This window comes from Cutibacterium sp. 37298 (assembly GCF_023838685.1).
Lineage (GTDB): Bacteria > Actinomycetota > Actinomycetes > Propionibacteriales > Propionibacteriaceae > Cutibacterium > Cutibacterium acnes.
In genome coordinates this window covers 762794-785088 of the sequence record NZ_JAJNRJ010000002.1, presented here as the reverse complement: position 1 = coordinate 785088, position 22295 = coordinate 762794, and the positions used below count along the sequence as shown (strand labels likewise).

The 22295-nt window shown below is 59.3% G+C and carries 18 protein-coding genes, 1 other RNA gene, 4 pseudogenes and 1 riboswitch; of the genes and pseudogenes, 15 read left to right on the top strand and 8 right to left on the bottom strand.

Going from position 1 to position 22295, the window contains the following annotated elements:
- Positions 1–107 precede the first annotated feature (107 nt).
- The 12 genes and pseudogenes from LRP59_RS08140 (at position 108) to LRP59_RS08085 (ending at position 10632) form a co-directional block, all read left to right on the top strand.
- A pseudogene (locus LRP59_RS08140) lies at positions 108–463 on the top strand (hypothetical protein).
- A gap of 550 nt (positions 464–1013) precedes the next feature.
- Complete coding sequence (locus tag LRP59_RS08135; RefSeq protein WP_002514049.1) at positions 1014–1751, top strand: zinc ribbon domain-containing protein; 738 nt, start codon at positions 1014–1016, stop codon at positions 1749–1751.
- A gap of 51 nt (positions 1752–1802) precedes the next feature.
- Positions 1803–2183, top strand: an RNA gene (gene rnpB, locus LRP59_RS08130) — RNase P RNA component class A.
- A gap of 1492 nt (positions 2184–3675) precedes the next feature.
- A complete protein-coding gene (locus tag LRP59_RS08125; RefSeq protein WP_002514046.1) occupies positions 3676–4401 on the top strand; it encodes a type I restriction endonuclease in 726 nt (241 codons plus the stop codon).
- Complete coding sequence (locus tag LRP59_RS08120) at positions 4322–4741, top strand: hypothetical protein (protein ID WP_230612257.1); 420 nt, start codon at positions 4322–4324, stop codon at positions 4739–4741. The genes LRP59_RS08125 and LRP59_RS08120 overlap by 80 nt, the downstream gene beginning before the upstream one ends.
- A 475-nt stretch (positions 4742–5216) precedes the next feature.
- Positions 5217–5624, top strand: coding sequence for a DUF2335 domain-containing protein (locus tag LRP59_RS08115; protein WP_002514043.1), 408 nt, complete (start codon positions 5217–5219; stop codon positions 5622–5624).
- Between the two features lie 239 nt (positions 5625–5863).
- Positions 5864–6436, top strand: a complete 573-nt coding sequence (locus LRP59_RS08110; RefSeq protein WP_014604526.1) for a hypothetical protein — start codon at positions 5864–5866, stop codon at positions 6434–6436.
- A gap of 74 nt (positions 6437–6510) precedes the next feature.
- A pseudogene (locus tag LRP59_RS08105) lies at positions 6511–6681 on the top strand (helix-turn-helix domain-containing protein); the annotation flags it as partial.
- A 268-nt stretch (positions 6682–6949) separates the two neighbouring features.
- A riboswitch (cobalamin riboswitch) is annotated at positions 6950–7136 on the top strand.
- Positions 7137–7176: 40 nt separating this feature from the next.
- On the top strand, positions 7177–8190 hold the full coding sequence (locus tag LRP59_RS08100) for an ABC transporter substrate-binding protein (protein WP_002514040.1): 1014 nt from the start codon (positions 7177–7179) through the stop codon (positions 8188–8190).
- Positions 8187–9221, top strand: a complete 1035-nt coding sequence (locus tag LRP59_RS08095) for an iron ABC transporter permease (RefSeq protein ID WP_002514039.1) — start codon at positions 8187–8189, stop codon at positions 9219–9221. Before LRP59_RS08100 ends, LRP59_RS08095 begins: the two co-directional genes overlap by 4 nt.
- A complete protein-coding gene (locus tag LRP59_RS08090) occupies positions 9218–10015 on the top strand; it encodes an ABC transporter ATP-binding protein (protein WP_002514038.1) in 798 nt (265 codons plus the stop codon). Before LRP59_RS08095 ends, LRP59_RS08090 begins: the two co-directional genes overlap by 4 nt.
- A complete protein-coding gene (locus LRP59_RS08085) occupies positions 10012–10632 on the top strand; it encodes a ferredoxin (RefSeq protein ID WP_002514037.1) in 621 nt (206 codons plus the stop codon). Before LRP59_RS08090 ends, LRP59_RS08085 begins: the two co-directional genes overlap by 4 nt.
- 34 nt (positions 10633–10666) lie before the next feature.
- Here LRP59_RS08085 and LRP59_RS08080 read toward each other — a convergent pair whose 3' ends face one another.
- Together LRP59_RS08080 and LRP59_RS08075 are read right to left on the bottom strand one after the other, a co-directional pair.
- Complete coding sequence (locus LRP59_RS08080; protein ID WP_002514036.1) at positions 10667–10882, bottom strand: YbdD/YjiX family protein; 216 nt, start codon at positions 10880–10882, stop codon at positions 10667–10669.
- Complete coding sequence (locus tag LRP59_RS08075; RefSeq protein WP_002514035.1) at positions 10879–13020, bottom strand: carbon starvation CstA family protein; 2142 nt, start codon at positions 13018–13020, stop codon at positions 10879–10881. The genes LRP59_RS08080 and LRP59_RS08075 overlap by 4 nt, the downstream gene beginning before the upstream one ends.
- Before the next feature lie 363 nt (positions 13021–13383).
- Between LRP59_RS08075 and LRP59_RS08070 the strand changes: the two genes are divergently transcribed.
- Positions 13384–13557 carry a hypothetical protein gene (locus LRP59_RS08070; protein ID WP_002514034.1) on the top strand — a complete coding sequence of 58 codons (174 nt, stop codon included), beginning with the start codon at positions 13384–13386 and terminating at the stop codon, positions 13555–13557.
- Positions 13558–13563: 6 nt separating this feature from the next.
- Here the strand turns inward: LRP59_RS08070 and map are convergent, their stop codons facing one another.
- From map to LRP59_RS08050, 4 genes and pseudogenes are all read right to left on the bottom strand, one after another.
- Positions 13564–14277, bottom strand: a complete 714-nt coding sequence (gene map / locus LRP59_RS08065; protein ID WP_156190482.1) for a type I methionyl aminopeptidase — start codon at positions 14275–14277, stop codon at positions 13564–13566.
- Between the two features lie 152 nt (positions 14278–14429).
- Positions 14430–14650 (bottom strand): annotated as a pseudogene (locus tag LRP59_RS08060) (hypothetical protein).
- 149 nt (positions 14651–14799) lie between these two features.
- On the bottom strand, positions 14800–15201 hold the full coding sequence (locus LRP59_RS08055; protein WP_032499696.1) for a hypothetical protein: 402 nt from the start codon (positions 15199–15201) through the stop codon (positions 14800–14802).
- 396 nt (positions 15202–15597) lie between these two features.
- A pseudogene (locus LRP59_RS08050) lies at positions 15598–15669 on the bottom strand (hypothetical protein); the annotation flags it as partial.
- A 103-nt stretch (positions 15670–15772) separates the two neighbouring features.
- On the opposite strand from LRP59_RS08050, the gene LRP59_RS08045 reads away from it, so the two are divergent.
- A complete protein-coding gene (locus tag LRP59_RS08045) occupies positions 15773–17074 on the top strand; it encodes a glutamine synthetase family protein (RefSeq protein ID WP_002521910.1) in 1302 nt (433 codons plus the stop codon).
- A gap of 18 nt (positions 17075–17092) precedes the next feature.
- Here the strand turns inward: LRP59_RS08045 and LRP59_RS08040 are convergent, their stop codons facing one another.
- Positions 17093–17896 carry a sterol carrier family protein gene (locus tag LRP59_RS08040; RefSeq protein ID WP_002521909.1) on the bottom strand — a complete coding sequence of 268 codons (804 nt, stop codon included), beginning with the start codon at positions 17894–17896 and terminating at the stop codon, positions 17093–17095.
- Positions 17897–18025: 129 nt separating this feature from the next.
- Between LRP59_RS08040 and LRP59_RS08035 the strand changes: the two genes are divergently transcribed.
- On the top strand, positions 18026–20977 hold the full coding sequence (locus LRP59_RS08035) for a bifunctional [glutamine synthetase] adenylyltransferase/[glutamine synthetase]-adenylyl-L-tyrosine phosphorylase (protein ID WP_002514027.1): 2952 nt from the start codon (positions 18026–18028) through the stop codon (positions 20975–20977).
- Here LRP59_RS08035 and LRP59_RS08030 read toward each other — a convergent pair.
- On the bottom strand, positions 20971–22293 hold the full coding sequence (locus tag LRP59_RS08030; protein ID WP_002514026.1) for a threonine/serine exporter ThrE family protein: 1323 nt from the start codon (positions 22291–22293) through the stop codon (positions 20971–20973). The two genes, LRP59_RS08035 and LRP59_RS08030, sit on opposite strands and share 7 nt — an antisense overlap.
- Positions 22294–22295: the final 2 nt, after the last annotated feature.

Sequence of the window (22295 nt, the reverse complement as noted above, 5' to 3'; positions counted from 1 at the left end):
GAGAGAAGTATCCTTCTCGATCCTTATTCCGACGTCAATTATCGGCCTTCCGGCAAGATCATATATCGCTAAGGAAGTATTTTCATGAGATGAATTATGGGGTGTTTTTGTACAGGAGCTGGCGGTCGCAGAAAATATGGTATCCAGCGTCAATGAGGCGAGTTTCAAGATTTTCATCTGAGTCCGCAAGAGATTCTGGTCCGCGGGGGTCAAATGCCTTCAGAGGACCGCTAGTTTCGCCGCCGTAATCCATTCCGTCAGATCCCTTTTTGTGAACCCGCTTGTTGATTCGATGCTGCCACAAGTTTCCCCTAGGCCAAGCCGTCCATACTGTTCCTGCCGTCATTGCAGGAGAAGTGCATCCTACCGTAACGCTTTGTGTAGTAGCAGAAGAGAGGGACAGTTGAGCGCTGATATTGTCCCTGCTGGCTCCGAGAGTCAGCTGGACGATCCTGGTTGCTGACATTCCAGAGCTGATTGTGCAGGTGCCACCCTTGGTCTCGATGGTGCAATCACCAATCCGCTGGCCTTTGTTGACATAGTTGCTGTTAGCAAGCTTCTTATCGCGGGCGGTATAATAGTATAGGTGTAGCTCCTCCCGCCTAGTCCTGTGGTGGTTGCGCCGTCATCCCGCCTACCCACCAAGCTTTCTTGGGTAGATGCCGCAGGGGTCGTCGCTGCTAGTAAAGAAAGCGCAACTGCTGCTATGGCAATGCTAGGGAGGAGGGGGTGTCATTACTGATCAGCCTTTCTTAGAGGTGCGGGGTATGCGATAAAAGGAGCGTAGACCTGCTGATGTCCATGTTCATAAGGAGTTGCGGCAGGATTGTTCGAAAGTTAGTTGCCGTATAGACGGCATCAGTGGGGATAGCTACCGCCAGAAGTTCACGCTGGGTGTAAGGGAACCCGAACTCGCTCTAGGGTAGGTCATTGCACATATGCTCAGCGCCATACCGACTGGAGGTAGGCTGAGCCTCACATGTCAACAGGGCCACGGAACGCAGGAGGCAAGTGTGAAAGCTGCGGCACAGGATCAGTGGAAGCTTCTGGACCTTGCTCAGACCGATCGGCGTATCGCTCAAGCAGAGCATCGTCGTCGGACTCTGCCCGAGTTGGCCGAACTCAAGGACCTTGCAGTGCAGCGGCGAACGCTTGCGGAGGAGGTCGTCGCTAAATCCACCGCTCTGTCGGACGCCAAAATGGAGCAGAAACGTATCGAGGGCGACCTCGAACCGGCTCGCGCCCGAATGGAGCGCAATCAGAAAACCGTGGATGCGGGCACCATCACCGACCATAAAGCGTTGCGTGGCCTGACCGAGGAAATCGAGCACCTAGGGCGGCGCATCTCTCGATTGGAGGACGACGAGCTTGACGCTATGCAGGCCGTCGAGGATGCCGAGAGGGCCCATGCCGACGCTGATCGACGCCGTATTGAGCTTGACGGACACATTCGGACTGTACTGGCATCCCGCGACGCTGGTCTCAAGGGTATTGACGATGAGCTGGACGAACTGCGACGGGTGCGCCAGACTCAGGCAGGAGGCATTCCGACCGACCTTTTCAAGCTATACGAACTGCTGCGCGAGCGCACCGGTATGGGGTGCGCAAAGCTGGTGCACGGGGTATGCGAGGGATGCGGCATTGCCACCAATGCCGCTGACCTGCGCAGATACGAGGCAGCTGGTGACGATGAAGTGGTGCGATGCGAGGAATGCGATCGCATCCTGGTGCGTACTGGAGAGTCCATCTGAGACCCTTCTTGTGGCGGTGATGCGGGAATATCCGTAGAATTAGCGATCGGACGAGCCATCCGGGTGATCGCGGCAGCGGTGAGCTGTCGAGGAAAGTCCGGGCTCCATAGAGCAGGGTGGTGGGTAACGCCCACCCGGGGTGACCCGCGGGAAAGTGCCACAGAGAACAGACTGCCGGTTTCGAGCCGGTGAGGGTGAAACGGCGGAGTAAGAGCCCACCGCGTCATCGGTGACGGTGACGGCATGGCAAACCCCACCTGGAGCAAGGCCAAGAAGACCGTGAGGTCGCGGACGCGTTTGGGGGTTGCTCGCTTGAGCGTTCGGGTAGGCTGCGCAGCCGAAAGGCTGAAGGACACCAGCAATGGTGTTCACAGATGGATGATCACCGGCCCGGTAGGGCTACAGAACCCGGCTTATAGGATGGCTCGTCCCTAAAATATGGATCTGACTAGGTTAAACGATGTGGCTTTGGTCAGTTATGGGGCGGCGTGCCGTTCGTATAAATTCCTAGTGGAATTGTGTCCTGAGCGGCAAGAGCTGGTACCCCATGCGCAACGTACATGGGAGTGAGTTCACTCATGCCGCTGCGTCCTGTAGTTCGATGATGGAATCAAACTTGCTCCGTGCCGACCCCGCCTTGTGCGGGGTCGGCTTTCGTTGTGTGATGGGTGGTGCGGAGCGGGCGCGTTGCACAGGTCCGCCGGGACGAATCACGGATCACCGTCGATAGTGACGACATGAACAGGCTGATCCTGCTAGGTGAAAGGGCTAGGCTGAGCGATGAGCATAGCTCCCCTTTCAGTTATTGCTCTGGCCGTCCCCGCCGCTGCGGGGGCGGCCTTCTTTCTTCTGAAGTGTGGCTGCTGGTCACGCTGCAATGGCTCGCGAGATAGTCAAGGTTGCAGGCATCACGGTTGCTTCAGCCGGGCGGCCAAGTGCCTGAGCGATGGCCTGGCTGTGGCGGGAGCACGCATTCGGGGCGCCCCGGCTTAGAGCCTGATGGTGGAGCGGGAGCCTCCGACGCGGTTTACCAGGCTACTGACACGGACACGCGGCGGTCGCCCGCGAGTGGGGCTGTTAGGCGCTGATCACTCTTACAGCGAACCTCATCCACTTGTCGGATCACGTTGACTTTTGGAACTGTAGACGATCGATGTTTGTTGTACACGACGTTAGACGATGCGAAGGGTTTGTCTCCCTACATGTAGCAGCGTAGACGGCAATACAAACGGTACAGCAATGTCATGTCGTGTAATTTGTAGATAGGTTGTCTCGCTGCGATGAGACGATCTGTAGAACCGACGCGGACAGTAGGTAGACGTGAGCGCACCGAGCAACTGGGATGAAGTCCTAGTAGCGGCTGAGGTCGTCGATCGTAGGTCAGGCAGAGGCCTGTCATGGAGCCCCCTTGCCCAAGCGATCGGGCCCCACGCTCCGACGCTTACCGCCATGCGTGATGGGGATCAGAGCACTGACCAGGCGACGGTTGACGAGGTCGTTAAGCGCATACCGTACCCGTTTCCGGCTGAGGTGAACCTACTGGACAGGGATGAGCGAGAAGCCATTGATCGGATGATTGAGCTTCTCGTCTGCCTCAAGATAAGCGGGGGTAGGAATGATGACCAGCGATCTGGGGCTCATAAAAGTCCACAAGTGGGAGGGGATCGCCCGAAGGACTCGTCATTGTTTGTAGGCTGTGCGGCCTATAGCCCCGGCACACCCACCGATCGAGAGCGTATGGAAAACGAGTGGGGCGATGAACTCGTCCAACCCGTGGGCTCTCCTGCGATTGACCCCCACAGTGATCTGGTGTGGGGTGGGCTTCCTTGTGGGTGGCGTTCTGTTTACACGACTTGCGCACCTGACAGACGGTGGGCGTTTTTACATCGACAACCGTGCCGGATTGGCATAGGAGGTAACCGATATGAGTATCGAATCGGCGTTGGAGGATATCGCCGGGAAGTTGCATGATTATGGCGACACTCTGGAGACCGAGGAGGCAACGAAGAACGCCCTCGTCATGCCGTTCATTTCCAATGTTCTCGGTTATGACGTGTTCAACCCCCATGAGGTCGTCCCTGAGTTTGTCGCTGATGTGGGCACGAAGAGGGGCGAGAAGGTCGACTACGCCATCATGCGTGATGGCACGGTGCAGATGCTTATCGAGGCCAAGTCGGTCGGGGCGGCACTCAGCCTGGAGAACTCGTCGCAGCTCACCAGATACTTCACGGCATGCTCAGCCAAGATAGGCGTGCTTACGAACGGTCGAAACTGGCTCTTCTACACCGACCTCGACAAGGCGAATGTCATGGACTCTAAGCCGTTCCTGAGGCTCGACTTGCTCGAGATCGACTCCTACGCGCTTCCTGAGCTTAAGAAGCTCACCAGAGAATCATTCGACCTTGACTCGATCCTTGCCGCGGCGGAGGAACTCAAGTACGTCTCCTCGGTCAAGGCCGAGGTTGCCAAGGAGTTTTCCTCTCCCAGTCCGGAGATGATCAGGCTTCTTGCCAAACGGGTCTACGACGGATCCTTACACGGCCAAGATCCAAGCAGCTTTCGAGCAGATCGTGGCCAAAGCCATGAGGCAGTATATCTCCGAGCAGGTCAACAGCCGCCTCAAGATCGCGCTGAACGAGGGCGCGCATGATCCGGAGCCCAGAGTTCCGAGTGAGGACGTTGCCGAGGCTGTCGAAGAGATCCATACCACCCAGGAGGAGCTCGAGGCGTTCATGATCGTCAAGGCGATTCTGGTCTCTGAGGTTGATCTGAACAGGGTCGTGGCGCGTGACAGGAAGACGTACTTCGGTGTCCTCCTTGACGACAACAACAGAAAGCCCATCTGCCGATTCCACTTCAATGCTGAATCAGTCAAGTATCTTGAAACGTTTGACGCAGACAAGAAGGGGACGAAGCATCAGATTTTCTCATTGAATGACATCTACAAGTATGTTTCAGAGTTGCGCGATGTCGTCCACAACTATCAATGATTCAAACGCTGGAATGATCCTTGATGACTTTGACAATTTCGCAAGTTGGCCCACGAACTCGAGCGGCTCTTAACGAGCTGATTCGAGCAGTAGTCCAAGGAGGTAGCAGTGATGACCGGCAGTCGGACGCCCAGAAGAATCCGCTAGAGGTGGCAGGGTGTGAGGATGTGAAGCGGGCCACGTGTACCACTCGGTCTCCGAAGGACAACTGTACCCCCGAGCAGGATGAGGTTAGCGAAGAGGACAAAGACGATGAGGAGTGGCACGACGCATGAGGGGGCCTGGAATTCACGATGACGATGACATACAGTCAAGGCATGAGCACGACGGCGATGAGCTTCGGGAAAGCAATGCTTCGCGGGGCGCGTTTAGTGACTCTCGCGGACCCGCAGGCTCTCGGCCGTCAGCCGGAGCCGCAGACGGTCAGCGCTTACCACATCACTCAGAGGGCTTGGGAGAGTGTGGGGGGTCATCTGTGTCGGGAGATGGCAATGGCAACCACGTCAACCAAAGCGAGTCAACCCTCGTCCAGGCGCTGAGATTCCAAGGCCCCCTACCACCTCCACAAATCCTCGCAGGATACAAGGAGATCGACGCCAGCTATGCTGAGAGAATCTTCGTCATGGCTGAGCGTTCCCATGAGGTTGAAGTGGCGGCAACTCAGGCTCAAACTGAGTATCAGCATCAGAACACTAAACTGGTGAAGCTTGGGACTGCTGTCGGCATCTGGACTCATGCCGCCGTTACTGTCACATGCTTAGGAATTGTCATCTTTGCGATCCTGTCGGGGCATTGGGCGGTTGCTGGGATCGGTGCGGTCTTGCCCCTGGCTGAGGGGGCGGTCAGGCTTGTCCAAGCGATGCAAGAGCCCAATCGACCCTAACCAGTTGTCTGACTGCCCTGTTCTCCTGCCCGTGGCGCAGGCCTGTCCTATCTACCTACACATGATCGTCGCATGGATCATCCATGGCAAAGATTGAGGGGTCTTAAGGACTGGCTTGTGGTGTGGGAACACCTACCCGAGGGACTTGCCGGGGAGGTCGAGTAGTTCGCCCATACGATCTCCGCGGCGATACCCCAGTCTTGATGTATGTCTCCCGTTTCGGTGAGGATCACTACTTGGTGAGTGATCGGAGGTTCGTCTGCGATTGGCTCGACATGTTCGGGGCCAACGTTGGCTCGTCGGGCGTGAGCCTGTCTTGGCAGGCCGTGGTCGGAGATCTGCAGGTGGTGATGGCCGAAACTCATGACTGGGAGATCGCCGCCACTACGGATGCCGCTCACCTTGGCGAGACAATGCTTGTCGTGGCGTCCAGGCAGGTACAGGCCGACAGTTTGTACGTGCTGCATCCGAAGACCTTCAAGGAGAAGGTCATTCGTTGCGCCGGGGAGACCGGGCTCGCGGTTTCCCCGGAGGCTCATATCTTTACCCGGCAGGGCGGGGAATGTCAGGTGAGTTTCATCGCGAAGGGTGAAGGCGGCACCGCCTATGTGAATACGTTGGACGGGAAGTCGTTCATGGCCAACCATGATCGGGCATTCACTATCTTCGCCAGCGCGGATATTCCCAAGAGCCAGAAAAACTGTCTGGTGTTGTCATCAGTGAAGGATCATGAATGGCAGACCCGGGAACTGGAAGACGTGAGTACGGTGCTCGAGGAGGCGCGGGACGAACTGTGGGCCTTTCTATACTAAGTATCTACGGCTGTGTAGAGATGTTGCGATGACGTAATCATGAAGTATTCATCCTGTTCATCGATCTGACGCGCGATCTTTGTCGGCTTCCCGAGATCGGAGCACTTGCCGACGAGGTTGCACAGGCGCGCGAGGCTACCCGTGCCGCAGCTCAACATCTGCGTGCAGCTGGCTACTCGGTATCCGACTCTGCTGTGATCATGGGCGTCTCTCGCGGACGGGTGAGCCAGCTCGTGAACTTGTGACACGGCTCACGTCGCCAGCCCCGAACCCGGCAAACGTGTGGTGAGGTTGCGGGAAGCGCTGGCAGGCTGCGCAGAGCGGCATGCGTCAGCGCGAACAGAGGGGCCTCACTCGGGGGCCATATCGGCGGCTCGCGTATGAAGGGATCGCCAGTGCATCGATATGGTCTGATCCCCATGTGGAAGCTGCCGAAAACGCCGCGCTCGGTGAACGCGATCGTCATCGGTGCCGCTGTCGTGGAGGCCCTGGATACCGGTATGCGAAGGGGGTGCTAAAATCCTCGCGTCAGGTTGCTGGTGACCACACCAGCGCTGGAATCCGGTGAAAAGCCGGAGCTGACGCGCAGCGGTATGACTGATCCGCCCCGACTTGAACCACTGGCGCCATGCGCACTGGGAAGGCGCCGGGAACGGAGACGAAGTCGAGCCCGAAGACCACCTGACGACGCCCTGTTGTTGCCCGGCCGCGCACGCTGATCACAGAAAGCTAGTTTCGCCATGCCTGCCACCCCGAAATCCCTTCGCCGAGCTGTCGCGGTTTCGATGCTCCCCGTCATCATGCTTGCCGGATGTGCCGGCGCCCCCAAGGACTCGTCAGCTTCTTCTTCAGTGTCGGCGTCCCAGTCCAACGCTGGACCTATCACCATCACCAACTGTGGCCAGAAGGTTACCCTCGACAAGCCGGCGACCCGGGCCGTGACTCTTAATCAAGGGGCCACCGAGGACGTGCTGGCTATCGGTGGTGAGTCCAAGCTCGCGGGGACCGCGTATCTTGACAGCGGGATTCCGAAGAAATGGAAGAAGGCTTACGACTCGGTCAAGGTGCTCGCCAAAAAGTACCCGTCCAAGGAGACCTTCCTGTCTGCCAAACCCGATCTGGCGGTGTCCTCGTATTCGAGTGCTTTCACCGACAAGGCGGTGGGAACACGTGAGGAGTTGAAGAAGCAGGGAATCGCCACATATATCAGCCCCTTTGGATGCCCTAAAGGCACCCCGTCAGCTGAGGCCACGTGGGAGAATGTGTGGAAGGAGATGCGAGAGGTTGGAACCCTTATCGGGCAGAAAGATGCCGCCGACAAGGTCATCGCTGAACAGCGCACGTCCCTCAAAGAGGTCACCGGTAACAAACACGGCAATGGGACCTCGATAGTGTGGTTCGACTCGGGTGACAAGGTTCCGTTCATCGGCGCTGGCCATGGCGGCCCACAGCTGCTCATGGACGCTGTCGGGGCCAAGAATCTGTTTGCGAACCTCGATGGGGGCTGGGCTGACGGTTCGTGGGAGAAGATCGTTGGTTCTAACCCCGATGTCATCGTCGTTGCAGACGCCGACTGGTCGACAGCCAAGGACAAGATCGCCTATCTGAAGAAGGACCCCGTTCTCAGCCAGATGAAGGCGGTTAAAGAGAACAAATTCGTCACCGTGCCGTTTTCCCAGACTACCCCTGGCGCCGAGCTGGTTGACGGAGCAAAGACTCTCAACGACGGCCTGGCCAGGGTTACCGGGAAGTGAGCCGCTGGCGCAGTTGGCTCCTGCTCGGCATTGTCGTTGCTGCCCTGATCGGCAGTGCCCTCGTAGTCCTGGGGATCGGGGCAGTTCGGGTTCCGGTTTCCGACGTGGCGCGGGTGGTGGCGCGACGCTTTCGGCTCATTGAAGGAGCTGACGTGACGGTCCTCAACGACCAGATCGTATGGCAAATGAGGGCCCCGCGTGTCATCGGATCGATGGCCGTCGGTGCCTTGTTGGCGATGTGCGGCGCGGTGTTGCAGACCTTGACCGGCAACGATCTGGCTGATCCGTACCTACTCGGTATCTCCAGCGGTGCGTCGGTCGGGGCGGTCTTCGTCCTGATCGTCGGGATTTCCAGCACCCTCGGGCAGTCGGTCCTTATGACCCTGGCATCCTTCATTGGAGCCGTCGTAGCCTTGGTCATGGTGCTAACGATGGCCACGGGCAGATCAGGGGAATTGCCTGCCGGTCGGACAATTTTGGCCGGTGTGGCCGTGGGCCAGTTGTGCGGAGCAGCGGTGTCGGTGATGATCATGATCTTCGGGGAGTCGAATGCGGCCCGTTCAGCTCTGTCATGGACCCTTGGGTCCTTCGCCGGGCTGAGGTGGGGATCGACGATCACGCTGGTTGTTGCCACCGTGCCGGCGCTGGTCGTCGGGATGGCTTTGTGCCACGTCCTTGACGCCTTCGCATTTGGAGACATCAGTGCGATGTCGTTGGGTGTTCCGGTGAACACCGTCCGCTGGGCAATCATGGTCAGCACGGCTCTGCTGACGGCTCTCAGCGTGGCGTTCGCTGGACCCATCGGCTTCGTCGGGCTCACGGTTCCCCATATCGTGAGATTCTGGACTGGTTCGCGTCACGTTCGTCTTCTGCCGATATCTGCCCTGGCCGGAGCGCTGCTCATGGTGTGGTCAGACACCGCTGCACGATGTTTACGTCCCGATACCGAAATCCCGGTGGGTGTCATCACCGCGATCGTCGGGGCCCCGGTGCTAGTCGTGCTTTTGCGTCGACAGGCCTCGAGATCATGACAACGGTGACAACGTCAGCAGTGCTGAGGGCCGAGGCTCTTGGTTGGAGCGTGGATGAAAAGACGATCCTGTCAGGGGTCAGTGTGGACGTTCGGCCTCAGATGATGACGATGATTATCGGCCTCAACGGATCCGGCAAGACGACCCTGCTCCACTTGCTCGCGGGGCTCCGCAAGCCAGGCATGGGACGAGTGTGGCTGGGCAAGCGTGACCTCGCCCGGATCGGCGCCAAGGAGCGCTCCAGGATGATGGCGCTTTTGGAGCAGAATCCGTCGGCCCATGTCGAACTGACGGTGCGCGATGTCGTCCAGCTTGGCCGCATCCCGCATCTGGGCCGATGGCGAATGGGCAATTTCAGTCGCAGACAGGGACATGACGATGCCGTTGTCGAGAAGGCCATGGCGACGACCGGGGTCTCCGAGCTTACTGATAGGGCATGGTCTTCCCTGTCAGGAGGCGAGAGGCAACGGGTACAGCTGGCTCGTGCCTTGGCACAGGAGCCCGAGATCTTATTTCTTGACGAGCCGACAAATCACCTTGACTTGCCACACCAGATCGACCTCCTGGAGCGGGTCCGAGGACTCGGCCTGACGACGGTCACCGTCATTCATGACCTCGACTTGGCTGCCGCCTACGCCGACGACCTCATCGTGCTCGACTCGGGTCGCATGGTTGCTGGCGGACCGGCGAGCACAGTGCTGACGCCTGGCCTTGTCCGTGACCACTTTGGTGTCGACGGTGAGGTTTGGTCCTCCTCGAGGCGCGGCTTCACCTGGAACGGGCTGCAGACATGACGACGCGTATCGCAGTATCCCTCCGATGGGACGACGCCATTGACTTGGACCGAGCGATGACCCAGCAGGTGGCAGCCGACTGTACTGCTCACCTACAGGGTCCCGGTCCGACGCTCATTGATGTTCTTGACTCGATCGATGACACCCGAATCGAACTCGTCGGTTGGAGTAGCGAGGATGGGCCTGTGCCGCTGTCTTGGTTGCGCCGGGTAGCAGGGCAGTGGGTTCGTGACCATACGGACGGGCCAAACGTTGTCGTCCATGCTGGGGCGGTGCGGCCTGGGCAGACGATATCGAATGAGTGGCGGGCCGTTACCGGGTCCGAAGCCCCATTGCGCAGCCCGGCCTGGCAGGAGTTCCCACCCTTCAGACACCACCTGCTGGCATGCCGCGGGCCGCGCTGCAATGCAGCCGGAGCAGCCGACCTGCACGCTCGACTGAAGGACAAGCTAGCCCATGCTCTTGATACTGAGATCCTCGTTACGGTGACCGGGTGCATGTTCCCTTGCAACTACGCCCCGCTCATTGTCGTGTGGCCAGACGGCAGGTGCATCCAGCTGACTGCTGACAACCTCGATCGCATCGTCGAGGACCTCATCGGCCCCTCCCGTCAGTGATGGGCCCGATGGGCAAGGTGTCAGTAAGCAGGGGTCAGCAACACCGTGCTTGTGGATTGCGATCCTGACGATCACACTGGTCACGCCAGAATGCCTTCTCCGACATCGGCTCGTGACGGGTGCGACGACGCCACTCAAGATAATTGTCGTAGGCGTCGGCGCCGGTGACGCCGCGTACCCACCATCTCAGAGACGACCAGCATCGTCGCCACAATGGGTCGGTTGGTTGATGTTGGGGTGCGATGGTCACGCGTGCTCCTTGTCCTTGTGGACACTTTCCAGGTCAAGCTCAGGGTGCTTCTCGTAGAAGGCGTCCCACTCAACCTGCAGATCCCTCTCAGCCTTGGTGGGCATGAGACCACTGGGAGCGAAGATCTTGGACGGCTTGGCTGGGTCTTCGGTGTCGATGATGTTGTGACCACGCAGCGCCTGAACAGTGCGGATACAGGCCACCATCATGACGATGAGGGCGCAGACGACGAAGATGATCGACATCGTTCCTTGAATGGCGGTGTTGCCAACGACGGTGTGCATCTCGTCAATGTTCTTGGCTTGCCCCAGCGAGGTCTTGTCGTCAGCGATGGCTCGCTTGTAGGTCATGTGATTGGCCCAGTAACCGAGCTTCGGGTCGGGGGAGAAGATCTTCAACCAAGACCCGTAAACCGTGATAATGGCGGTGAAGAGCATCGGTACGAAGATGATGAGCAGCCGCCACGTGTGACCAGCCCGGGCGAAGATCACCAAGCAGATCGACAGGGCGACAGCTGCCAGCAGCTGGTTGGCAATGCCGAAGAGCGGGAAGAGAGTGTTGATGCCACCCAACGGGTCGGTGACGCCCATGAGCAGAATCGAGCCCCAGCCAGCCACCATGATCGCGAAGTGGTACCAGAAGCTCATCATGGCCTCGCCGCCAAAGATCTTGTGCATGATCGTCGCTAGACCAACAGCCAGGGTGGGGGCGCCACCGGTTCGACTGACGATCGATGTTTCGCCGACGAGCTTGGCTGTCGTCGTGAGAGTGTTGGCGTTGGCGTGCACACCCGATAAGCCCAAAGAATTGACGTAAGCGACGGCGGACTTGACGGTATTGCCGGTCGCACCGGCTGGGGAATTCATAGCGAAGTAAATGCCCCGGTCCACCGACAGGGCGGCCACCAGAGCCATGATTGCTACGAAGGACTCCATGAGCATGCCGCCGTAGCCGATGAGACGTGCCTGGGATTCCTTTTCGATGAGTTTTGGGGTGGTTCCAGAGGAGATCGTGGCGTGGAATCCCGATAGCGCTCCACACGCGATAGTTACGAAGAGGAAGGGGAAGAGTTTTCCGGAGAACACGGGGCCCGCACCGTTGGTGGCATAGACCGTCATTGCTGGCACGCTGATGACCGGGCGGACGATGACGATCGAGATCGCCAACATCGCGATCACGCCGACCTTCATGAAGGTAGACAAGTAGTCACGGGGAGCCAGCAGCATCCATACGGGGAGTACTGCGGCGATGAATCCGTAGATGATGATGGCCCAGGCCAAAAACGGCTTGCTCAAGTGGAGAGCACTGGCAACGGCAGTGTTCTCGATCCAGGTCCCCGAGGCGATGGCCAGCACGAGCAGGACGATGCCGATGATCGAGACCTCAAGTACTTTGCCAGGGCGCAGATAACGCAGGTAGAAGCCCATGAGCAGGGCGATGGGGATAGTCAGTCCGACGCTCCACACACCCCATGAGGAGGCGGCCAGGGAGTTGACGACGACCATAGCCAGGATGGCCACGATGATGAGCATGATCGTGAGAGTGGCGATGAGCGCCGCGATGCCTCCGAAGCGCCCCAATTCCTCTCTGGCCATCTGTCCGAGGGACCGTCCACCGCGTCTCATCGAGATGACGAGAATAAGGTAATCCTGGACGGCTCCTGCCAAGATGACCCCGACGATGATCCAGATCGTGCTTGGGAGGTAGCCCATCTGAGCTGAGAGTACCGGGCCAACGAGGGGGCCGGCACCAGCGATAGCGGCGAAGTGGTGGCCGTAGAGAATGCGGCGATCCGTGGGGACGAAATCTCGTCCATTGCAGTCATACTCGGCGGGGGTGGCCCGGCTGTCATCGGGATGGACGAGCTTGTCCTGAATGTACTTGGCGTAGAACCGGTAGCCGATGAAATACGAACCGATGGCCGCGAAGACGAACCAGATGCCGTTGACCGTTTCGCCGCGTCGTACGGCGAGCATCCACCAGCCCAGCCCGGCGATCGCGGAGATGAGGATCCAGATCGTCACGCGCAGTGGTGTCCATCGTTGCTGACGGGCTCGCTCCTCGTCCGACAGGCTGACGGCGGGCAGACCTTCGGGGAAGTTTGAGTTATTGTACGTACGGGGTGGGATAGTGTCCACAGTGACCTCCAGTGGTGCCGTTCATTCCGACCGCTTGGTGGGAACCGGGATGGCGCGTTCCATCCCTTCGTCCGACAAATCCGATAGAAAAGACTACGCCGTCGGAATTCTTCCGGCGCCGCTGGTTCACCTTCCGCGACCCGCTGGCTGACGAAAATGATCGGGGTCCCGTAACGATATGACGTGAGTAACGATTACCCCCGCTGCACGACATATGAACTTATATCTCGCGTAATGAGATAACCATCGTATTGGTGGGTGACTCGCAGGTGCGAAGCACCATCCCACCGGGCCAGACCTTGGGGAAGAGGGTGCATAGGCGTGCGACTATGTCATTGCCGTTGGGACGCGTTTTACTTCACCGTGTTGGTGCACGTCAAGGCGCTCAGTCGGGACCGCATCGTCGGGGAGGGGCCAACTACCGATGTGCTCTCGCATCCGCGTGGGGAATGTACCCGCGCTGTGGCGGGTGCCGTTACCATCCCAGACCCGGCGATACAGCGAGCTCGCCGGGCCCGGGCAGCCGTCAAACCTTGAAGATCGTCACTCCAGGGTGGTGAGGATTCGCGCTCCATCCTTCTCGACGACGAGGGTTTGCTCGAACTGAGCGCACCGCGAACCATCATTGGTGAGGACTGTCCAGCCGTCGTCCCACTGATGGTTGGACTGGTCTCCCAGGGTGAGCATCGGCTCGATGGTTAGCGTCATGCCCTCCTCGAGGGTGACGTCATAGCGCGGTTCGTCGTAGTGGAAGACGACGAGACCGGAGTGGAAGGCGCTGTGAACACCGTGGCCGGTGTAGTCACGCACCACGCCATAGCTGAAACGCTTGGCGTAGTTCTCGATGATCCGGCCGATGATGGAAATCGAGCGGCCGGGTTTAACGGCCTTAATGGCGCGGTTCATTGCCTGCTGAGTATGGTCGATGAGGTCTAGAGATGCTTGGTCAACGTTGCCGCAACCGAAGGTGTAGCAGTTGTCGCCGTGCACGCCGTTCTTGTAAGCGGTGACGTCGATCTTGACGATGTCGCCGTCCTCGAGTGGGCGCGAGTCAGGGATGCCGTGACAGATAACTTCGTTGACGCTGGTGCAACACGATTTGGGGTAGTTACGGTAATCGAGGGTCGATGGGTAGGCGCCGTGGTCGCACATGTATTCGTGAGCGATGCGGTCGAGTTCGTCGGTGGTGACTCCGGGCTCTACGGCTTTTCCGGCCTCGTACATGGCACCACAAGCGATCCGTCCGGCCTCTTCCATGGCAGCGATCGTCTCGGCTGACTGCACGTGGGAGCCATCATAGGTTTCCGGGACGTCGCCCAGGCCGACGTAGGGGGGACGGGCAATGTTTCCGGGGACATGACGACGAGGACTCTGGGGATACGGCTTGATGGCACTCACGTCGGTCCAGTCTAGGTCGTGTGAGCGTGCTGTGGTTCGTGTCTCTCTTCTTCGTCTATAAATGCCAAGTATGTATCAGGAGCGGTGCAGGGCAATGAGGGCCGCCATGACGACGCTACGGAGGTGACGGCAATCTTGAGGGTTATACGGCTACACCAGGGCGCCGCCGTCGAACCCACATGAAGGGGGTCTCCTGGCCGAGCAGGGTGAGTATTTCTGGTGTCTCAGACACCACACTGTCGAGGGGTTTGAATGCAAGGCGGTGAATCATCTTGGCTCCTACCAACCCCCAGGCCGAGGTGCTAGACACAGTGGCAGCGCGAAACGATGCTTAGGAGAACGATCCGCGCTTGAGCGACGACGAGGATGACGACTGAACCGTCAATCCACTTTGAGGGACTGCCGGGCGTGATCTACCAGGGTCTGACGGGTTGAGTCGCCGATCGTGGCGGAATTGAAGTACATCCCGAGGAAGTCGGTTTGGCCCGTGTTCACGACCACAACGTCAACAACATCGCCGCGCACCTGGGGCAGGTTGGGCAGCGAGACGTAGACCTCACTGCGCTTCCACCATGCTGGATGACCGTCGATGGTGAGGGCCTCCGAGCGGATTTCCTTCTCTCCGGTGTACCCCGCGTAATAGTCGGAACTGGCGAAGCAATCCATCATCATTGTTGCGGCCGTCTGAGGATCAGAGAACCCCTCGGCAACCGGCAAGCCACCAACTCCGGACACGCTCATCCATCCGGGATAGACGTCGTCGATCTGTGCTGACTGCCCCATGACCCATGGCAGGGTGAGGTTTTCATGACGCCAGCTCGGTATGGACTCCACCGAGACGCCACCGCCATGCAGACGGCCGTCGTTGGAATCCTGATTTCCAGGGCGTTGGCCTCGCGGGCAGGTGACAGCAGAGGAACTGGCAGACGGGGTGGTCGACTTCTCGTTCCAGGCCGAGACCGTCGGAGACGACGAGTTGAGATCAGGCTCGGCGTTGTGATCTGAAGATGTGCCGCGATGTAAGGCGAACGCAACAACGACAGCGACGACGAGGATGACGATGATCATTGCCCAGAGCCAACTAGAGCTGCGACCGTTGTCATGTCCTCGGTGGCCTGTTCTGCCTTGTTGCGGGGCAGAATCCGGGGAGGTGGTAGTGCGGTCGGTCCACCGCTCGCCGTCAAACCAGCGATAGCGATCCGGTGTGCCGTCAGGATCTCGATACCACCCCGCTTGAGGACCCGAAGCCATATCGGCAGTCTACCGAAGCCATGAGCGACCTTGTTACCAGCTCGAAACACACAACGGGCACACTGGAAAGGTGAGCAGGCAGACTGAATTCGTCCTGCGTTCCATGGAGGAACGCAACATCCGCTTCGTGAGGCTGTGGTTCACGGACGTGCTGGGATCCCTGAAATCTGTTGCCATCGCCCCGGCTGAAGTTGAGGGAGCTTTCGTTGAGGGCGTGGGCTTCGACGGCTCAGCTATCGAGGGGTATGCCCGCGTCTACGAGGCAGATATGGTCGCCCACCCCGACCCGGCCACCTTCCAAATTCTGCCATGGCGCTCTGGCACCAGCACGGCCAGGATGTTCTGCGATATCACCAATCCTGACGGAACCTCCTCTGCAGCTGATCCTCGTCACGTCCTCAAGAGGACGATGGGTCGCGCCGCAGAAATGGGTTTTACCTTCTATGTTCACCCAGAGATTGAGTTCTACCTGCTTAACGATGAGCATCATCCTGGGGAATCCCCGGTGGCGCTGGACAACGGTGGCTACTTCGACCACACCACCTTGGGAGCGGGCACCGACTTCCGTCGCGACGCCATCAACGTCCTGGAGCAGATGGGTATCTCGGTAGAGTTCAGCCACCACGAAGCCGCTCCCGGACAGCACGAAATTGACCTTCGTTACGCCGATGCGCTGACGATGGCCGACAACATCATGACCTTCCGGGTAGTCATCCGGGAGATCGCCTCCCTCAAAGGGATCAAGGCCACCTTCATGCCTAAACCATTTACCGATCACGCCGGGTCAGGTATGCATTCTCACGTCTCCCTCTTTGAGGGGGACACCAATGCCTTCTATGACGCGGCTGACGAGGCTCGCATGTCGCCGGTTGCGAAGTATTTCGTCGCCGGTCTTTTGCACCATGCCCCGGAGATTATCGCCGTGACGAACCAGTGGGTTAACTCCTACCGTCGGCTTTCCGGTGGGGGAGAAGCACCCAACTACATTTGCTGGGGTCGCAATAACCGTTCAGCACTGGTTCGTATTCCGATGTATAAGCCCGACAAGGCTTCCTCAGCTCGGGTGGAGTTGCGTTCTATCGATTCTGCTGCCAACCCATATCTGGCGTATTCCTTGGTACTTGCTGCTGGTTTGGACGGCATCGAGAAGGAGCTACCGCTTCCGGAGGAGGCATCCGACGACGTATGGCAGTTGTCAGCTCGCGAGCGTCACGCACTGGGGATCAAGCAGCTGCCGCAAAGTCTGGGTGCTGCGATCCGCTGCATGGAGGAGTCCGAGCTCGTGGCTGAGACCCTCGGCGAACACGTCTATGACTATTTCTTACGCAATAAGAGGGCGGAATTTGAGGAGTACAACCGGCAGGTCAGCCAGTTCGAGCTTGATCGTTACCTGCCACATCTCTAAACAGGTTGGAACTGGCGTCTAGTCGTCGGCAAAAATGTCGCGGAAAACCCCGGCCATATCAACGACTGGGAACACGCCAGCAACGTCGTCGACGTGGGATCCAGACGCCTGAACCCGTCCTGCTGAGCGCATTTCTGGCCAGTGTGAGAAGCCAGTTGCCAACTGCAGGAAGGTGACAGGGTCGGTCTCGGCCACATTGGGCGGAGTGCCCCGGTGGTGGTTGGGGCCCGACTCAATGGCCGCCAATTGAACCGCGCACGCAGGTGGTACCCGAAGCTCGATCGTGCGACCACCGTGGGTTTCATCGAGAACGGCTGATAAGGTGCGGCAGCTTTCAATAATCGCCCCAGACGGAATATCGATGCCGTCGTGCAACCCCATAGCAGCCATGGCGAGCAGGGTGGCTCGCAGTTGGTCGGTCACGCGTACTGGTCCCACAAGAGAATCTACTGTCGCAGGCGGCCCGGGGGTGGCGAGCAATACCGACTCCACGTTATCCAGAAGACGCTGGGCCTGACTGGCAAGACGGCTAGCGGTGTCGTCGGCAATCACTTCATGGCCGATGGCTGCCAGGATATCGGTGGCTTTGCGACGCTCGTCGATCACCCGTGCCAAGGTCATCGGTCTGATGGTCGTCGGCGTCGTCACCGTTTGCAGGGTGTCGGTGAAAATCACCATGAGATGGGCAATGTGGTGGCGACCCCACAGTTGAGCCTCACCGGGGCCAAGGGGGTCAGTGTTGGGTTGAGGCAGTAGACAGCGGGCGGTCGCTACCCACGTGGTCGCCAACCGCTTCACGCTGCGCTCCGCGCGTGCTGCCATGATCGTCACCTCAACAAGACTAGGGGTATCGGGTTGCACGGACCGTACACCCACTCGACGCTGACGTGACGACTGGGCAACACGTCGGTGCCCCTCGTCGGCTAATGTGCCACCGAGGAGGTGGTCGCGGTGGATCGCAAGTCGAGTGTCACGATAGACCTACTGCGTCTGGGAGTGATGGACACTGATGCGGCCTCAGCCAACCATCACCGAATCGCGGAGTACATAGGGGCCGACCCCAATCGACTGGCGGATTGGGAGCATAACCTTGAGACGTGCTGTGACCCGGACCTAGTCCTCAACGTCCTTGCTGAACTTGCACAGGACTCCGCGCAGTGCCTCGGCGAATTGCTCGATCATGACGCTTCCGCCTGCCGGTTGGTTCGACTCTTGGGCGCATCCAGTGAATTGGGCCGCCACCTTATTGCCCACCCTGACGACCTCGCGGAGGTCATCCGCGATCCGGTTCGCCTTGGTCACGACGAGATCCGTGACGATCTGCTTGAGGTCGTAGGTGCGCATAAAGAAGGTGAGTTTATGGTTGCCGGGGCGCCGACCGGTCCGGCATCAGATCGGCTGAGATTGGCGAATCGGCGCCATTTAGTGCGGATTGCGTCGCGAGATGTCAGCGCTGACGACCCAACCGAGATTATTGAGGATGTCGCAGCTGAACTAGCCGATCTGGCTGACGGTATTGTCGCTGCGGCCCTGGCCTTAGCCCGAGCCGACTGCCCTGATCATGCCGATGTTCGGCTAGCCATTATCGCGATGGGAAAGTGCGGGGCTCAGGAACTTAACTACATTTCTGACGTCGACGTCATATATGTCGCTGAACCGGCCAATGACGATGTTTCAGGCGCCAGCGCGGTGACTATCGCGACTAAACTGGCAGCCTCCGTGGCGAGAATGTGCTCGGCCCACTCGGGGGCTGGGTCAATCTGGCAGGTAGACGCTGCTCTGCGTCCAGAGGGCAATGCCGGACCGTTGGTGCGCACCATGGATTCAATGCGCACATATTACGAGAAATGGGCGAAGAACTGGGAGTTCCAAGCCTTGCTCAAGGCCCGTCCGATGGCCGGCGATCTGGACTTGGGTCAGCGATTTATTGAAATGGTTTCCCCGATGGTGTGGCAGGTGGGAGAGGCTGAAGGATTCGTACCAGAAACCCGCGCAATGCGCACCAGAGTGGTCTCTCTCATTGCTGCTAAGGACAAAGGCCGCGAAATCAAGCTTGGTGCCGGGGGGCTGAGAGACGTCGAATTCACCGCACAACTGTTGCAGTTGGTACACGGGCGTCAGGACGAGTCGCTGAGGGTACGCGCCACCTTGCCGGCCCTGCGAGCCCTAGCTGCGGGCGGGTATATCTCGCGAGGCGCGGCTGAACGCCTTAAGGAGGCATACCGGTTAGAGCGCGTTATGGAGCATCGCGTGCAGATGTTCCGGCTGCGACGTACCCATCTTCTCCCTGACGATGAGGACGGTTTGCGTCGTCTAGCACGTGCCGTCGGCCTACATACCGCAGACGAAGTCCGCAGGGTCTGGACAGCGACGTCGAAGGCGGTGTTGCGGGCCCATGGCCAGGTTTTCTACTCGCCGGTAGTCGAGGCAGTAGCGCGCATTCCCACCCAGGATCTGCGGATGAGTGCGGAGGCTGCGAAGGTGCGTCTAAATGCACTGGGATTTCACGACGAGGACGCCGGACTGCGTCATATCGAAGCGCTCACCAGCGGCACCAGCCGAGCGGTACGTATTCAGACCGCGCTCATGCCGGCGATGCTCGCGTGGCTGGCTGACGGCCCCAGTCCCGACCATGGGTTGCTGGCTTTCCGTCAAGTATCTGAGGCGCTGGGGGAGTCCCCGTGGTACCTCAGAGCCCTGCGTGACGAAGGGGCGATGGCTCAGCGATTAGCGGTGGTGTTGTCGACGTCGCGATATGCCGTCGACGTGCTGACCCGTGCACCGGAGACCGTCCAGGTGCTCGTCGATGACGACCTCACTCCGTTAGGCCGGGAGGATCTCGCCCGACAAATGAATGCTGTGGCGCGACGTCACCATGACGTCGAGGAAGCGGTTAGGGCGATCCGGGCAGTACGACGTCGCGAGCTTTTCCGGATCCTTGTCGCCGATATCCTCAACGTCACTGGCATTCGGCGTATCGGCCAGGCTTTGACCGATCTCACCGGGGCGACTATCGATGCTGCCTTGACCGCGGTGTCGCGGGAGGTCGAGGACGCCCCGCCGATCGGAATCGTCGCGATGGGCCGTTGGGGCGGTCAGGAGCTGTCATACGCGTCCGACGCTGATTGCCTGTTCGTCGTCGGTGACGGGCCGGGAGTCGGGGAGAAGGCGCTGAAAATTGTCACCAAGCTACGTAATCTGCTCGGCAAACACGGCGCGGACCCCGCTGTGGTTTTGGATGCCGATCTGCGCCCGGAAGGACGGTCCGGTCCGATGGTACGGAGCCTGGAGAGCTATCGGAAATACTACGGAAAGTGGTCAAGCACGTGGGAATCCCAGGCCCTGCTGCGGGCTAGCCACGGTGCCGGCGACCGGGAGTTGACGACTGAGCTGTTGGAATGTGTCGATCAGGTGCGCTACCCCGCTGACGGTCTGACGGGAAGTCAGCTGGCTGAAATTCGCAAGCTTAAGGCGCGGATGGAATCGGAGCGGATTCCTCGTGGAGTGGACCCGAGGCGGCACCTCAAACTAGGGCCCGGAGGACTATCCGATATTGAGTGGACAGCCCAGATCATTCAATTGCAGCATGCCGGCCATGACCCAGCTTTACGCACCACCTCGACGATTGACGCCCTCGACGCCGCCTTGGCGGCTGGTTACATTGACGAGGATCAGCACGCCAAACTGTGCGACTCATGGTTGGCGGCGAGCCGATTGCGTAACGCGATCATGGTGGTGAGGGGCCGTCCGAGTGACGTTATTCCGTCGGACTCAACGGATCTCGACGTCATCGCTAAGGCCTCGGGAATGGGTCAAGGAGCATCTGAGCACCTCGTCGAGGATCATTTGCGGCATTGTCGACGCGCATCACGGGTCGTCGACGCGGTGTTTTGGAATCAGTGATTGTCCTCGGAGAATTTGAAGGCGTGGGGACTGGGGACCGGTAGGTTTCGGGCCCACGCAGGATCTGTGCACATACGAGCTACCGCCAATCCGCATGCGATGAGAATGACGGTGAGGACGGCGTCGACGCCGAAGGTCAGTGCCTTCGTCATATCCTGTCCGTTAAGCCAGTAAACAGTGCGGTACATCGATGCGCCGGGGACCATGATGACGCAGGCCGGAACTGTCAATGTAATGCGTGGCAACTTGGTTCGGACCGATAGCGGGCTTGCGAGAAAACCAATGACTATGCCACCAACTCCAGCCGCCAACTGGGCCGGAAGGTTGACGCCGACAAGGGCGAGGCGGCAGAGGTTCCCACAAGCTCCTAGAGCTGCAGCCCATGCCACCGTGCACGGTGAGGAATTGAAGAGGATGGCGAATCCGGCGACTCCGCATGCTGTCGCTACCGCATAGGCAAACCACGCCCAGGGGTACGGGAAAACCGTCTGAGCAGGCAGCGGTTGCAGGCCAGTAGCCGCTGAGAATACCCAGGCAGACATAGTCGCGGCAAGGATAAGACCGACGGAATAGGTTGCCCGACTTAAACCCGCCGTGAAGTCCATACGAACCATGTCAAGGATCGAAGTGATCATGGGGAAGCCTGGTACGAGGAACAGTAGAGAGGCGACGTAGCCCGGGCCGTGGATGGTATGCAGGCCAGTATTAGTCAGCAGATCTGACAACATGAGGTAGATCAAACAGGCTGCGGCCGAGGCCAGAGCTGCGATTCCGAATTGATTGAGCCAACGACGGTTGAGCCGGCCGCGCACGAACTGGCCGACTGACGCCGCCGCGAGTACTACGAGAGAGTCAGCAAGAGAGAACTTATTGAGGATGGCGAATCCAGCGCATGCGACGCCACCAGCGAGAACCGTTTGCCATTCTGCCCACTTGGGACGCACCGTACGTGAAATGTCATCCAATCGTGATTCCAGCTCGCGCCCGGTCGTGCCAGCCGGCAGGTTATGGGCAAGATCCTCAAGGGCGGCGATACGCGAGGAGTCGACGCGCACCCGGTAGACCTCGCGTGCGACAGTGCGGAAGTTGTCCCCGCGGTGGGCAGTTGCGGTGATCTCGGTAAGGCTGACGCTGGCATCAAGTCGGTCAATGCCCAGGGCAAGCCCGGCATCGGACATGGCTCTCTTTACTCGATAGGAGCCGGTGCCGGAAGACAGCAACATTGATCCCAACCGGATGACCGCTTCGGTGTCGTTAACGAATTCGCGGTCATGACGAATGTCGTCTCGGTAGTCGTGGGGATCAGTGCTTGTCACGT